Origin of the sequence: Lachnospira pectinoschiza (genome assembly GCF_020564355.1) — a bacterium.
GTDB lineage: Bacteria > Bacillota > Clostridia > Lachnospirales > Lachnospiraceae > Lachnospira > Lachnospira intestinalis.
On the sequence record NZ_JAJCRR010000003.1, the window covers coordinates 74,890 to 90,073 of the forward strand.

Annotated in this window: 15 protein-coding genes; 12 read left to right on the forward strand and 3 right to left on the reverse strand. The window is 43.5% G+C overall.

Translation table 11 applies throughout. The features are described from left to right. The first annotated feature begins 1 nt into the window (after window position 1). On the forward strand, window positions 2–946 hold the full coding sequence (gene whiA / locus LI288_RS06425) for a DNA-binding protein WhiA (protein WP_022433166.1): 945 nt from the start codon (window positions 2–4) through the stop codon (window positions 944–946). A gap of 76 nt (window positions 947–1,022) precedes the next feature. Here the strand turns inward: whiA and LI288_RS06430 are convergent, their stop codons facing one another. Together LI288_RS06430 and LI288_RS06435 are read right to left on the reverse strand one after the other, a co-directional pair. Beyond that, entirely contained in the window at window positions 1,023–1,781 is a 759-nt protein-coding gene (locus LI288_RS06430) for an SDR family NAD(P)-dependent oxidoreductase (protein WP_022433165.1), read from the reverse strand. A gap of 14 nt (window positions 1,782–1,795) precedes the next feature. Continuing rightward, window positions 1,796–2,383, reverse strand: a complete 588-nt coding sequence (locus tag LI288_RS06435; protein ID WP_022433164.1) for an HD domain-containing protein — start codon at window positions 2,381–2,383, stop codon at window positions 1,796–1,798. A 275-nt stretch (window positions 2,384–2,658) separates the two neighbouring features. On the opposite strand from LI288_RS06435, the gene LI288_RS06440 reads away from it, so the two are divergent. From LI288_RS06440 to LI288_RS06465, 6 genes are all read left to right on the forward strand, one after another. Continuing rightward, window positions 2,659–3,216: a YcxB family protein gene (locus LI288_RS06440; RefSeq protein ID WP_227089831.1), complete on the forward strand. Its 558-nt coding sequence runs from the start codon at window positions 2,659–2,661 to the stop codon at window positions 3,214–3,216. Between the two features lie 131 nt (window positions 3,217–3,347). Then, on the forward strand, window positions 3,348–3,929 hold the full coding sequence (locus LI288_RS06445; RefSeq protein WP_227089832.1) for a hypothetical protein: 582 nt from the start codon (window positions 3,348–3,350) through the stop codon (window positions 3,927–3,929). A gap of 98 nt (window positions 3,930–4,027) precedes the next feature. Further along, window positions 4,028–5,422, forward strand: a complete 1,395-nt coding sequence (locus LI288_RS06450) for a citrate/2-methylcitrate synthase (RefSeq protein WP_022433161.1) — start codon at window positions 4,028–4,030, stop codon at window positions 5,420–5,422. A gap of 29 nt (window positions 5,423–5,451) precedes the next feature. After that, window positions 5,452–6,744, forward strand: coding sequence for a 3-phosphoshikimate 1-carboxyvinyltransferase (gene aroA, locus LI288_RS06455; protein ID WP_227089833.1), 1,293 nt, complete (start codon window positions 5,452–5,454; stop codon window positions 6,742–6,744). 34 nt (window positions 6,745–6,778) lie between these two features. Continuing rightward, window positions 6,779–7,447, forward strand: coding sequence for a GntR family transcriptional regulator (locus tag LI288_RS06460; RefSeq protein ID WP_227089834.1), 669 nt, complete (start codon window positions 6,779–6,781; stop codon window positions 7,445–7,447). Between the two features lie 202 nt (window positions 7,448–7,649). Continuing rightward, window positions 7,650–8,780 (forward strand): hypothetical protein, encoded by a 1,131-nt coding sequence (locus tag LI288_RS06465; RefSeq protein ID WP_227089835.1) that lies wholly within the window; start codon window positions 7,650–7,652, stop codon window positions 8,778–8,780. Window positions 8,781–8,783: 3 nt separating this feature from the next. Here the strand turns inward: LI288_RS06465 and LI288_RS06470 are convergent, their stop codons facing one another. After that, a complete protein-coding gene (locus tag LI288_RS06470; RefSeq protein WP_227089836.1) occupies window positions 8,784–9,200 on the reverse strand; it encodes a GNAT family N-acetyltransferase in 417 nt (138 codons plus the stop codon). 263 nt (window positions 9,201–9,463) lie between these two features. Between LI288_RS06470 and LI288_RS06475 the strand changes: the two genes are divergently transcribed. The 5 genes from LI288_RS06475 (at window position 9,464) to LI288_RS06495 (ending at window position 15,028) form a co-directional block, all read left to right on the forward strand. Continuing rightward, a complete protein-coding gene (locus tag LI288_RS06475) occupies window positions 9,464–9,862 on the forward strand; it encodes a hypothetical protein (RefSeq protein ID WP_227089837.1) in 399 nt (132 codons plus the stop codon). Between the two features lie 268 nt (window positions 9,863–10,130). After that, the gene (locus LI288_RS06480; protein WP_227089838.1) at window positions 10,131–10,814 is read left to right on the forward strand and encodes an RluA family pseudouridine synthase; all 684 of its coding nucleotides are present in this window, start codon (window positions 10,131–10,133) and stop codon (window positions 10,812–10,814) included. A gap of 214 nt (window positions 10,815–11,028) precedes the next feature. Next, window positions 11,029–12,126, forward strand: a complete 1,098-nt coding sequence (locus tag LI288_RS06485; protein WP_227089839.1) for an AI-2E family transporter — start codon at window positions 11,029–11,031, stop codon at window positions 12,124–12,126. A gap of 37 nt (window positions 12,127–12,163) precedes the next feature. Beyond that, entirely contained in the window at window positions 12,164–13,603 is a 1,440-nt protein-coding gene (gene proS, locus LI288_RS06490) for a proline--tRNA ligase (protein WP_022433151.1), read from the forward strand. A gap of 180 nt (window positions 13,604–13,783) precedes the next feature. Further along, window positions 13,784–15,028 carry a CCA tRNA nucleotidyltransferase gene (locus LI288_RS06495; protein WP_436970287.1) on the forward strand — a complete coding sequence of 415 codons (1,245 nt, stop codon included), beginning with the start codon at window positions 13,784–13,786 and terminating at the stop codon, window positions 15,026–15,028. Window positions 15,029–15,184 lie beyond the last annotated feature (156 nt).

A 15,184-nucleotide genomic window follows, 5' to 3' on the forward strand; every position in this document is an offset into this window, starting at 1 on the left:
CATGTCGTTTTCATCTGAGGTGAAAGAAGAATTAGGAAAAAGGCTGGATACGGCAAGGCACTGCCAGATTGCGGAATTTGCCGCCATTATGGCATTTTGTGGTAAAATGCGCAGTGACAGCGGTGAGGAAATGCAGATTGAGGTCATGACGGAAAATGAAGTCGTTTTGCAGAAATTCATCCTGCTGGCAGAAAGCATTTTTGAAATGGAAGAACACGATTTTGTGATTGAACATGAGGGAAAGAAAAACAGTCTGATTCATGTGTATATTAAAGAGCCGGTTTATGTTACAAAGATTCTGATGACATTAAAGTGGTGTGATGAGCAGTTTACGCAGATTGAGCCGGTTTTTGTGCATCCGATTCTGGTGCAGAAGGAGTGCTGTAAAAAAGCATTTATCCGCGGGGCGTATCTTGCGGCGGGTTCAATCAGCGACCCTAACAAATTTTATCATTATGAAATTGTCTGCGAATACGAAGAAGATGCGGTGCAGCTACAGGAATTACTGCTGTATTTTGAGCTGGATGCCAAGGTGATTCAGCGCAAGCGCAATTACATTGTATATTTAAAAGAAGGAAATAACATTACAGATGTACTCAATCTCATGGGTGCGGTGGTGTCCCAAATGAATCTGTATAATATTATGATTTTAAAGGGGATGCGAAATGATGTAAACCGCAAGGTCAACTGTGAAACTGCCAATTTAAATAAGACGATTGAGGCGGCGGTCAAACAGATCCGCGACATTGAATATCTGCGGGATACGGTCGGATTAGAGAGCCTGTCGGACGGACTGCGCCAGGTCGCCTATGTGCGCCTTGAAAATCCCGATATGAATTTAAAGGACATCGGGGAACGCTTAAATCCGACAGTTGGCAAATCCGGTGTGAATCACCGCCTGCGTAAAATCAGTGAAATGGCAGAACAGCTTCGCGGAGAAGCCTAAGGCGCCAACCGGCATAAACAGACATAAAGGGCAGATGAGAAAACGTCCGTGCGGATTTCTCATCTGCCCTTTGCAGTTAGTAGCCTTTCTTTTTTTGCTGTTTAGAAAGAATGGAAAGTAAAATCTTTTTCGGTGTAAAGCGGCTGCCCCATACGGCGGCACGCATAAGTGGTGATGGTACAATCGTAAGCGTACCTTTTGACATTTCCTTTAAGCAGTAAGAAACACAGCGTTTTGCGGAAATGCCCGGAAGGGCGAAAGTGACATTTGCCGTTTCGTTAAAATTTGTATTGACAGGACCAGGACAGAGCATACTGATATGGACATTGCTGTGTACTTCCTGTAATTCCTGATAAATGGCATTGGTCAGGCTGGTGACGTAGGCCTTGGTTGCGTAATAAGTAGACATATACGGTCCGCCGGGCAGCAGTCCGGCACTGGAAGCAACATTTAAAATGTAGCCGCGGTCTTTTTTCATCAATTCCGGCAGCAGTTTGCGCGTTAAAATGTGCAGTGCTTTGATGTTCACATTAATCATGTCCAGTGATTTTGATAAATCCGACTGCGCGAAGCGGTCTAAGTCGCCAAATCCTGCGTTGTTAATCAGAATTTGGATATCAAGCGGTTTTAATTCTTCTGCAAGCTGCATACACTGTGCTTCTTTGGATAAGTCGCAGGAAATGATGCGGCATTTGCAGGCAAGTTCTGCGGCAAGTTCTTCTAACGCTTTGGTGTTACGTGCCACTAAAATCAAGTTGTAGCCGCGTGCGGCAAGCTGCGCTGCAAATTCTTTTCCGATGCCGGAGCTGGCACCGGTGATACATGCTGTAGGCATAAAATCCCTTCTTTCTAATTTGATATGTTCCCTTTTTCGATGTTTTCACGAATGATACGGTCAACGACCTCAAATAACTGTTCTGAGCCGAGGCGGGTTTTGGACTGACGTCCGTAAACCTGTTCTGCGGTAACACCGTGTTCACGCCAGTCTCCGCCGCCGTTGCTGTTATTTAAAAGTAACGGCTGTAAATTATCCATGGAATGTGCAAATTTGGATTCCGGTGTTTCATACGCTTCAAATTCGTCAAACAGCGCAGTCAATTCTTCTTTTTGTTCGTCCGGAAGCAGGGAGAAAATGCGTTCCTTTGCGGCATCTTCCCTTGCTTTCTGCGTTTTTAAGCCCTCGGCATCATACGCATACGTATCGCCTGCATCAATTTCCACAATATCGTGAATCAGGCACATCAGCATAACTTTTGCAATGTCTACAGGCTCATTGGAATATTCCTGCAGCAGATATGCCATGATAGCCATATGCCATGCGTGTTCGGCATCATTTTCATTTCTTCCGTGCCCCGACAGGTGTGTCTGTCGGAAAATATTTTTTTCTTTGTCAATTTCCAGCGCAAAATCCAGCTGTTGTTTTAATCGGTTATTCATACTATCCCCATTCCTGAGCAACTTGTTGCGAAGTGGCGATGAGAAATTCGCGCAGGCGATTTCTCATCTGCCATTAGGGATATTTGTTTTTGCTCAAAAACAAATATCCGTATGAAAAATAAGCGCATCAGCGTCATTTTTCACATTATCTCCATTTCATACTAATCTCCTGATTCTTATTGTAACTTTTTCAATTCTGATTTACAATAAGAACATATTTGTTTTTCATAAGGGAAAAGAAAATGTCCGGACGTCGGATAAAGGGGTATAAGTATATGGTAATAAAGAATCAGACAAAAATGAAAAAGGAGCATATTCAGGCAGTCATGCGCGCGGCAAATTTCGACAATGACCGCTATAAAAAGTTTAAGCTGATGTACAATTTTTTCGGACTGTTATTCGGCATGATGTTTGTGCGCTATCTCATATTTGAAATGCTTGGAAGCAGTGAGCGCCAGCCGGTCATGATGGTGTTATACGGCATTGTGGGAGCGGTCTTTTTGTATATCGGCATGTACGGCATGGATAAAAGCAATTATAAAAAGTATTACCGCATTTACGGCAATATGATAGGAATTACGTTTACTTACGAGGCAGACAGTGAAGGAATCCGCATGACTGATGAGGAAGGCGACAATGAATTTTTTGAATGGGAACGCATGTTAAAATGGGTAGAAGATTTAGACAGCTTTTTTGTATACATGGGGCTGGAGGAGTGCCTGATTTTAGACAAGAACAGTTTTGTGGAAGGAACGGACATTAATTTTAAGGAACTGCTGACGGCGGTTGCGGGACTGAAAAAAGAGGAAAATGGAGATGAGTATGAAAAATAACGCTGATGCGCTTATTTTTCACACAGCATTTTGTGCCGCAGGCGTCACAAAATAGCTTTTATCGCAGAGCCAAATGTAACTTTGGCTCGCGATTCCTCCGGCATTAGAATGCCTGCGGAATGAGAGGAAATATGACAGAAAAGGTATATATGCGTGAACTGACCGAACAGGAAATGACAGAAATTTATCAAAGTCATCTGGTTGAGGATTTTCCGGCGGGGGAGGTAAAGCCGCTGGCACATATGTTAGAGGGCAGAAAAAAGGGACAGTATGAGGCATACGGGCTGTTTGAGAAGGATACGTTAAAGGGTTATGCGTATTTTATCAAAAACAGCACACAGCCGGCTGCACTGCTGGACTATTTTGCGATTGTCCGGGGGCTGCGGAGTGCCGGTTACGGTTCGCTGTTTTTAAAGAAATTACAGGCAATGTGCATAGAACAGCAAAAACAGCTGATTCTGGAAGTGGAAAACCCGGATTATGAAACGAGGGAAGATAAAAAGGTACTGATGCACCGCCGCATTGCATTTTATCAGAAAAACGGCATGCAGTTAAGCGGTGTGACATGCAATTTTTATGACAATGAATACCGCATTATGTATGCGGGAGCGCATTGTGAAGATACAAAAGTGCAGGAAATAACGATGAATACATATCTGAACTTTTTCGGTGCAGATGTTGTCCGGAAACGTGCGGTATTTCATGCGCTTTAATGCTGTAGCGAATTGACAAAGAAAAGTAAATGTTGCATAATACATTGAAGACTTTTTTGAAAATGAGAAAAGACAACGGGGAAAAAGGAGGAAGCAATATGAATAATCAGCAGATGATGGAATTGACAACCGTAGAAAAGAGTGAGTTTGAACAGTTGGTATCTGAATGTACCCGCTCCGGTTCAATTGATTCCAATTTGTATATTGAATACGACGTTAAGAGAGGTCTGCGTGACAGTAACGGTAACGGTGTGCTTACCGGTCTGACAGAGATTTCCGACGTCTGCGGATGTCATAGTGTGAACGGACGAAAGATTCCGGTGGACGGTGAATTATATTTTCAGGGATACAATGTGGAAGATATTATCAAGGGTTCATCCAGAGACCGTTTCCGTTTTGAGGAAGTGACGTATCTGCTGTTATTCGGTTCGCTGCCGGATGATAAGCAGTTTGAAAGCTTTCTTAGAATCCTTACGGATTTACAGGAACTTTCCGGTGCGTTTATCCGTGATGTTATCATGAAGGCAACCAGTGCGAATCTGATGAATTCCCTGATGAAAAGTATTTTAAGCCTGTATTCTTACGATGAAAATCCGGACGATATTTCCGTGCCGAATGTCCTGCGCCAGTCTTTACAGCTGATTGCAAAAATGCCGCTGCTTGCGGTTTATGCATATCAGGCATACAGACATTACAAGCTGGACGGCACACTGATGATTAAGAATCCGAAAAAGGGCTATTCCACAGCGGAAAATATTTTATATATGTTAAGAGATGACGGACAGTTCAGCGAACTTGAAGCCAAGGTACTCGACATCTGTCTGGTACTTCATGCAGAGCACGGCGGCGGTAACAACTCTACATTTACAACACACGTTGTTACATCTTCCGGTACGGATACGTATTCTGCGATTTCTGCATCAATTGCATCTTTAAAAGGACCAAAGCACGGCGGTGCCAACTTAAAGGTACAGAAAATGTTTGCAGACATCGAAGCAAACTGCAAGGATTGGGAAGACAGAGAGGAAGTCTGTGCATATCTTAACAAAATTCTTGATAAGGAAGCCTTTGACAAGGCAGGACTGATTTACGGTATGGGACATGCCGTTTATACCAATTCTGACCCGCGTGAAGTGATTTTAAAGAGATTTGCAAAGCGCCTGTCAGAGGAAAAGGGCATGCAGAGAGAATTTGCACTGTATGAACTGGTAGAAAAGGAAGCCGGGGAACTGATTATGCACAAGAGAAAGCTGTTTAAGCCGGTTTGTGCAAATGTCGATTTCTACAGCGGATTTGTATACAGTATGCTGGGAATCCCGGAAGAATTATTTACTCCGATTTTTGCGATTGCAAGAATTTCAGGATGGTGTGCACACCGCCTGGAAGAACTTGTTAATGCAGGAAAGATTATCCGTCCGGCATATAAGTATGTGGGACATCACAGACCATACTGCACAATGCAGGATCGAAATGAAGGAAAACAGCCGAGATAGGCGAATATAGATAAAAGCAGGAGAAGAAAATGTCACAGTATAAGGTAAAAACAGTTCATCACCCGCTGAACTGTACGGTTGAAGTACCGGGGTCTAAGAGTATCACAAACAGGGCACTGTTAATGGCGGCGCTTTCAGATGGGGAGTGTACGCTTCATAGCGTGTTATTCAGCGATGATTCAAGACATTTTTTGACAAGTTTAATTGCCCTTGGATATGTCATTGAAGTCAATGAGGTGGATAAGTATGTGCTGATTCACGGAAAAGGCAGACAGATTCCGAAGAAGGAAGCAGCGATTGATGTAGGAAGTGCGGGTACGGCAGCAAGATTTTTAACGGCAATGTTGGCACTTTCCGATGGGGCATATACCATTCAGGCATCAGAACAGATGAAAAAACGTCCGATGCTGCCGCTGTTTGAGGCGCTGACCTCGATGGGGGCGGAATTTACATTTTTAGAAAAACCGGGACATCTTCCGGTACAGGTTAAGGGTGCGGCATTTGGCGGAAAAAAGCCTGCCGATAAGGTACAGGTAGATATCAGCGAAAGTACACAGTTTTTAAGTGCATTGCTTATGGTTGCGCCGATGCTTGAAAATGGTTTAAAGATTCACATTACCAGTAGAAAAACAGACGGCTCGTATATCCGCATTACAACGAAGATGATGCACCAGTTTGGCTGTAACGTAGTTCATGAAGGCAGTTTATATGCGATTGCACCGGCAGAGCGGTATATGCCGGGAACATATCAGATTGAGCCGGACGTATCGGCGGCATGCTATTTTTATGCAGCAGCGGCGCTGACAGGCGGACACGTTATTGTAAAAAATGTGCATTCAACCTCCATGCAGGGTGATATGAAATTTATTGACGTTTTAAAACAGATGGGATGTGCCGTTACGGAAGAACGAGAAGGCATCTGTGTGACAGGACCAAAAGACGGTGTATACAGTGGAGTGGACATTGATATGAATGATTTTTCAGACCAGACCATGACACTGGCGGCGCTGGCACCGTTTGCCCAGACACCGACGTATATCCGCAACATCGGACATATCCGTTTACAGGAGTCTGACAGAATCCATGCCATTGTAACGGAGCTTACACGGCTTGGCATTGAAGTAAAAGAAGAAGAATCTGCAATTTTAATTTATCCGGGAACGGTAAAGCCTGGAATTGTCAGTACATATGATGACCACCGTATGGCAATGGCATTTGCACTGCTCGGTATTCGTGCGGAAGGAATTGTGATTGATAATTGTGAGTGCTGCCGAAAGACCTTTGAAGATTACTTTAAGGTACTGGATCGGGTACTTGCGTAAATGACAGCAAATCAGCGGGAAATGGGGTGTGCAGTTGGACAGCAGGCGACAGGGGTCAGCGAAAGACTATGTGGTACAGGAGCTGATTCATGACATTGTAAATATAAAGTTAAAGCCGGGAGAAAAGTTATGTGAACCGGCATTGTGTGAGCGCTTCGGGGTCAGCCGCACACCGTTTCGGGAGGCGGAACTGGAACTGGCACAGCGGAAATTAATCGTTGTCCGTCCGAAGATTGGCACATTTGTATCGTTTATTGATAAGGAACTGGTAGAGGAAGTGCGCCATTTAAGAAGCGTTCTGGAAGCGGAGCTTGCGGTGATGGCATGCTCTATGCTGACAAAAAAAGATATTGACCGGCTCTGGGAAAATGTTGCGGTCTGGGAAATGTATATGCAGCGGGGCGATTACGAGAAAATTTTACAGCTGGATAAATCGTTTCATGCCATGGTGTATGAGATGTGCGGCAGAACTTACTGGCATGAACTGGTGGAAAGTATTTCACCGCATTTTGACAGAACGACCGTACTGAGCCTGCAATGCCGTCCAACCGATAATATTTTGTCCGACCATAAAAATCTTGTCGAAGCTATAGAAAAAAAAGATGCGGTGCTTGCCGGGCAGGTGGCAAGACAGCACATGGACCGCTATTCGGAAAACATTGACACGATTTATCAGCAGTTTGGTGAATATTTTGCAAAATGATGGAAGTTACAGCTCTTTACGGGCTGTAATTTTTTTATGGGGTGCGCTGGCAATCAGCGGTGCATGAAAATGTACAGTATAGTAAAACATTGGTAAAAAAATATCAATGTGGTATAATGTGCATAGTGAAGCTTGCTGTTGGCTATATTGTTTTTGAGCAAAAACAAATAGTAATACTGGCAGATGAGAAATCGGCTGCGGAATGGAGGAGATTAGTGTGCGGATTCATGTATTGGGCGATTCAATCGTAACGGCATATGGCAGTGACGAGAATAATTTTATCGGCGGATGGGGTGACCATTTAAACAGTTTTTTTAAAAATGAAGTACCGGTGTTTGTTTATGCAGAAGGTGGCAGAAGCAGCCGGAGTTTTCTGAACGAGGGCAGATTTATTAATTATGGAATATTTTCAAAGGATAAATTTCCATATGGCATGGGACCGGCATATGACAGGATTTGCCCCGGAGATTATGTTCTAATGCAGTTTTGTCATAATGATGATGAGAGCAAAGGATACGGCACCTATGTAGACAGGCTGACGCCACTTGGAATACCGGACGGTCATGGAATCTATCCGACAGTCGTGCCTGATGAACAGATGAAGGTGTCAACCGGAGAAATTCCGCCGGAATATGTTACATTGCTGAGAAAAAACGGAATGGCAGAGCAGGAAATAGCTGTTTATGAAAGAAAGTACCGGGAACTGATTGCGCAGTATGGTGAAAAATATTGGTCGTATGATTGTGGTGCAACATATAAAGGATATTTGAAATTTTATATTGATAAAATAAGAGCGCGCGGAGCAGTTCCGGTATTAGTAACACCACCGCCGCGTCAGTATTATAAAAATGGAAAAATTGCGGCAGTTGCAGGACAGCATGGTGGAGAGGATGCATTTGGTGCATTTCCTTATGTGAGGGCAATCAGGCAGCTTGGAAGACAGGAAAATGTTGTTGTACTGGATTTGTTTCAAAGAAGTTTGGAATTGCTGGAGCGGCTTGGAGAAACGACGGCAAAAAGTCTTCAAAGCATTAAAGATAAAGAGGGCGTAACAATTGGAGAAGCACGGTATGGCAGACCAGAGAAATGGGTGGAGGATTATGATATATATTGGGAAAATGGAAATTTTACAGTAGATAAGACACATCAGAATCGCCTGGGGTCATATCTGTATGCGGCAATAATTGCAGATTGTATTAGTGAGCAGATTTCCAATCTGACACAGTGGCAGCTTCCATGTGCATCAAAGTCTATGCGTTGTCCGGCGAGGATTCGGACATTTATTCCGGTAATGGAAGCTGCAGTGCATCATATTGGTATAAAGATAGTGTAAAAATTACAGCGTTTTTTCCATATAAATATGCGGGCAGTTTTCCTCAAGGTATTCTTCACCCTGACGGACAAAGCCCAGCGTTTCATAAAAGCCTGCGGCGCGCACCTGTGCAGAAATGCCGATTTTTGCGGCATTTTTTGCAGTTACATAAGACTGTGCTTCGGTTAAAAGTAAAGACCCCAGTCTCGTGCCGCGGTAAGGCTTTAAAACAGCAATTCTTCCAAAGATATAGATACTTTTTGCCGGATCATAAAAAATTCTGCATGTTGCAACAGGACTGCCATTTTCGTATCCGACAAGAAAATGCGCCTCGTTATCCTTTTCGTCAAATTCATTTTTAAAGCCCTGTTCTTTTACAAAAACTTCTTTTCGGATAAAAACGGCGTCTTCCGGTAACGTATCAAAATGTTTTATCTGCATAATAATCCTCATTTCTGAGCAACTTGTTGCGAAGCGGCGATGAGAAATTCGCGCAGGCGATTTCTCATCTGCCATCATAGCAATTTGTTTTTGCTCAGAAACAAATCGCTGTGTGAAAAATCAGCACATCAGTGTGATTTTTCACACTATTCTCCATATTCCTGTAGTTGTTTTATAAATATTTTATATCGGTAAATGATGAATCGTATGATACTATATTAGCGGGAAAGTGTCAATTTGCACATCCGCAGAATCTTGACAGATTGAAAAAATTAATTCTTAATGATATACTAAAGCCCATAGAGGACAATTGTGAATCAGGAAATATAGAGGCATCTGATGCGGTGTCGTTAAAAGAACTGACACTGAAATTGTATGACCATCTATATGCCCACTATTATGAGATGATAAACGGAGGCGTAAATTCGATGGTAAATGATGTATTAGAGCTGGAAAGCGACAAGATTATTGCGCGGATTCGTGCGGAATTTGCGGACGAACTGGATCAGACCAAAGAACAGCTTGAGGAAGCGCGGGAAGAAACGGCAAAGACCAAGGAAATCATCCGGCAGTTACGGGCAGGAAAAGAAATTGTAGAAGTGGCAGACGAGCTTCAGATTTCAACAGATAAGGTGAATGAAATTGCAGAATTATTAAAGTAGAAAATCATAAAAACAGGGAGCGGTTCAGCAATTCCTGAATAACTCCCTGTCTGATTAAAGAAAAAGTATGCTTACCATTCCGAAGAAGGGCAGGATTGGCTGGGTGGAAGTGGATTGTTATTGTAATTATTCATGTGAAGGCCCCTTTATTTTTTTAGTAAGAGTATGAGTATAATTGTAGGGGATTGGTGAATGTTCGTCAAGAAGGAAATTACAGCCGGAAATACAGGAACAGATGGTGATAAAAAGCAGAATGGAAGGAAAAAACGTGAAAATTATCTATGAAGATACGGAAAAATTAATTGTAGAAAAACCGGCAGGGGTATTGACCCAGTCGGCGCGTTCCTTTGATACAGACCTTGTCAGTGAAGTGCTGACCTACAGAAGGAGCAAAAAAGAAACAGCATATGCGGCAGTTATTAACCGGCTGGACAGACCGGTTGGCGGGCTGGTGCTGTTTGCAAAGACAAAGCAGGCGGCGGCGCGGCTGTCAAAGGAAATGCAGCAAAATACACTGAATAAACAGTATTATGCGTTGATTTGTGGAAAACCGGAGCAGTCAAAGGGAACGTTTGTGGATTATCTGCAAAAAGATGCGAAAGCGAATCTGTCCAAAGTTGTTTCAAAGGAAAGCAAAGAAGCAAAGCGGGCAGAGTTAGAATATGAAGTACTAAAAACCGTGTATGTACAAGCGCATGAACAGATGCCGGTTACACTTGTAAAAATTCATCTGATTACCGGAAGACATCACCAGATACGGGTGCAGTTTGCTTCCCGCGGACTGCCGTTACTGGGAGATACCCGGTACGGCGACCAGACAGAAGCAGACTACCGGATGGCTTTACAAAAAAGCGGAAAACCGCTGATACAGCAGTATGAAATTGCGTTGTGTGCGTATGCACTGACCGTAGACAAAAAGACTTATGAACTTGCACTGCCGTGGCAGGTTTAAATTCTAAAAAAAACGGAAATACTGTTCTCATAAAAGCGGCATAAAAATGCCTGCCAAGAATCGAGGGAGTATGAAAAATAATGCTGATGCGATTATTTTTCATACGGTTGTTTATTTTCAGATGAAAACAAACAACCTTGATGGCAGATGAGAAATCGCCTGCGCGAATTTCTCATCGCCACTTCGCAGCAAAGCTGCTCAGAATCGAGGGAGTATGAATAATAAAGAATCAGTATGGACGTTTAGGCGGCGGATGGTATTGCTTTTGGGAAGCGGTGTCATTGTTTTTTTGGTATATCTGGCGGTGCGGTATCTTTTTGTACTGGCATCTCCGTTTATTATTGCTTATGGTATTGCACTGGTGATTGAAAAACCGGTCAATGCGCTGGCAAAGGTGTTCAGAGGGAAAAAGGCGCTGGCATCGACTTTGATTGTAACAGGGCTGACCATTATCATTGCGGCGGCGGTTTTTTATATTACATGGCTGGGTGTGGCAGAAATTAAGAGTTTTATTGCTAATTTTGAATATTTATTTATTATGGTACGGCAGAAAACCGCGGGGATTTGTCTGGATGTTGATGGAATGTTAGGGCTTTCGGACGGATGCAGCCTGGAATTTGTATGCAGCTGTGCAGACAGAATCCGGCGCATTTTCCGAAACGGACAGCCGGAAGAAGTTGTTAGCAGTGTGCTGCGGATTTCCTTTCCGATTCTTGTAAACACGGCGGTTATTGCAGGTGCAGTCATTGTGTGCCTGATTTCCGTAGTGTATTTATCCGGTGTGCTTGAAAAGGTAAGAAAATGGCGGGAAAACAGCATTTTCAGGGAGGAAGTCTGTGCGCTGACACTGGAACTCAAAAAACTGATACAGGTTTATTTTAAAATAGAACTTATCATTATGCTTATTAATGCCGGAATCTGTATTGCGGGATTGCTGCTTATTCACAATCCGTATGCGGTTGTGATTGGCATTTTAATCGGACTGGTGGATGCACTGCCGTTTTTTGGCACGGGGACGGTACTGATTCCGTGGGCGGTTATTTTACTGCTGTTTCGCAATTACTATGCCGGTGCGGTACTGCTGTCCGTGTATGTGATGACGTATTTTGTCCGCGAAATCATGGAGTCAAAATGTATGGGCGACCGGCTGGGCATTGCACCTTTTACAATGCTGATGGTCATATTTACGGGCATTATGGTGTATGGAATTTTGGGATTTATTTTAGGACCGTTGTCATACTGTATGATGAAAGCACTCATAAGATATTTTGCAAGTGTTCTTGAAAATGCGGGGGGAACGTGGTACACTTGAAGCTATCTAGCGATTGCGAGGAAAATGGAGGAGAATCATGGCTGAAGAGAAGAAGTTAGTTGAGGCAATTACATCCATGGATGTGGACTTTGCCCAGTGGTATACAGATGTTGTAAAAAAAGCAGAACTGATGGGATATTCCAGTGTCAAGGGCTGCATGATTTTTAAACCGGCAGGTTATGCAATCTGGGAAAATATCCAGAAGGAACTGGACAGAAGATTTAAGGAAACAGGCGTTGAAAATGTATATATGCCGATGTTCATTCCGGAAAGCCTGTTAGAGCGTGAAAAAGACCATGTAGAAGGCTTTGCACCGGAAGTTGCATGGGTAACATACGGCGGCTTAAATCCGCTTCAGGAAAGACTGTGTGTCAGACCGACTTCCGAAACACTGTTTTGCGATTTTTATAAAGATGAAATCCAGTCTTACAGAGATTTGCCAAAGGTATACAACCAGTGGTGTTCTGTTGTAAGATGGGAAAAGGAAACAAGACCGTTCCTTCGTTCAAGGGAATTCTTATGGCAGGAAGGCCACACGGCACATGCGACAGCAGAAGAAGCTGAGGCAAGAACACAGCAGATGTTAAATGTTTATGCGGATTTCTGTGAACAGGTGCTTGCTATTCCGGTTGTAAAGGGACGTAAGACGGATAAAGAAAAATTTGCGGGTGCAGAAGCAACGTATACAATTGAAGCATTAATGCATGACGGTAAGGCATTACAGTCCGGTACAAGCCATAACTTCGGTGACGGATTTGCCAAGGCATTTGGTATACAGTATACAGACAAAGACAATAAGTTAAAGTATGTACATCAGACTTCATGGGGTATGACAACACGATTAATCGGTGCGCTGATTATGGTACACGGCGATGATTCGGGACTGGTGCTTCCGCCAAAGATTGCGCCGGTACAGGTTGACGTGATTCCGATTATGCAGAATAAGGACGGCGTGCTTAATAAGGCATATGAAGTGAAGGAAGCCCTTGTAAAGGCGGGTCTGCGTGTCAAAGTAGACGACACCGACAAGAAGCCGGGCTGGAAGTTCTCAGAACAGGAAATGAGAGGTATTCCGGTCAGAGTTGAAATGGGACCGCGTGATATTGAAGCCGGACAGGCAATTATCGTAAGACGTGATACCAGAGAAAAGACAACGGTTGCAATTGAATCACTTGCAGAAGAAATCAAGAACATTTTAGACAAGATGCAGACTGAAATGTTAGAGCGTGCAAGAACACATCGTGAAGCACATACCTATGTTGCGACAAATTACGACGAATTTAAAGATGTTGTTGCCAATAAGCCGGGCTTTGTAAAGGCAATGTGGTGTGGTGACCAGGCATGTGAAGATAAAATTAAAGAAGAAACAACGGCAACTTCAAGATGTATGCCATTTGAACAGGAACACCTTTCCGATGTATGTGTATGCTGTGGCAGACCTGCAAAGAAAATGGTTTACTGGGGTAAAGCATACTAAGAGTTGAAATACGTTAAATAAATCCGTCTTGTACGGGTGATTATGGGCGCAACGCAGCATAATGGCTTGTATAAGGCGGATAATTTTATTTATTTTCAAAAATTACGGTGACAGACAGAAACAAAAATGAAAAGTGGAATTGAAATGGGAGCAGGAATGGAACAACAGGAAAAAAATGAAATCAGGCTGGAACTGCCGGAAAAAGTGCGGCAGATAATAGAACAGATTCAGAAACACGGATTTGAGGCATATGCGGTTGGCGGCTGTGTAAGGGACAGTCTGCTTGGCAGAACGCCGGATGACTGGGACATTACCACATCGGCAAAGCCGCAGGAAGTCAAGGCAATTTTTCCAAGGACGATAGATACGGGTATTGAACACGGCACGGTAACGGTCATGATGGGAAAAGAGGGATTTGAAGTGACAACCTACCGGATTGACGGCGCTTATTTAGATGGCAGACACCCGGAATCCGTGGAATTTTCTTCAAATCTGGTTGAAGATTTAAAGCGCAGGGATTTTACGATTAATGCCATGGCATATAATGAACAGCAGGGGCTGGTAGATGTATTTGAAGGCATAGAGGATATGCAGAGGAAAGTTATCCGTTGTGTCGGCAATCCCAAAGAGCGTTTTGGCGAAGATGCACTGCGCATGATGCGCGCAATCCGTTTTTCGGCACAGCTTGGTTTTGAAATTGAAGAAGAAACATACCGTGCTGTAGAAGAACTGGCACCGACACTTGAAAAAGTCAGCATGGAGCGGATACAGGTGGAACTGGTAAAGACTCTTTTGTCCGCACACCCGGATTACGTGCGGTTTTATCAGGAAACAGGACTGTTTTGTGATGTATTGCCGCAGGCGGATGTTATTTTGTCCGGAAAATTTAAAAATCCGACGTTAAAGCTTCTTACACATGCTAAAAATACGTCGGTACTGCGCTATGCGGCGCTGTTTTACCATGCCGGACCGGATACGGCAAAAGAGGCATTAAAGCGGCTGAAACTGGATAATTACACGGTCAATACGGTATCAAAGCTTCTGTTGTATACACAGAAGTCTATAGAGGAAAATGAACCGGCGGTGCGTGAGGCAACTTATACATATGGAAAAGAGATGATGCCGCTCATTTTTGCACATCAACATGCGCTGTTAGATACGACAGAGGAGCTGGTCGGCATTGGCATGACAACAAAGCGCAGGCATCTGGAAACCGTAGAGCGGATGTATGAAGACATTATAAAGCGCGGCGACTGCATTTCTATCAAAGACCTGGATATTACGGGAAATGACCTTATGGAATACGGACTTACCGGAACGCAGATTGGAAAGACGTTAAAAGACCTGCTCCATATTGTGCTTGAAAATCCAAAGCTCAATGAGAAGGAAACGCTGGTTGCCATGATAGAACATTTAGACCTCTAAAAATGTGTTCATTTTTTACCATTACCCCTCATATGATAAGTTGGGAAGTGCGAAAATCCATAAATCAAAGATTTTCGCACGACACTTTGTGCCGCAGGCGCCGCAAAGTGTTATTATCGCAGAGCCAAATAAGATATGGCTCGCGGTTCCTCCGGC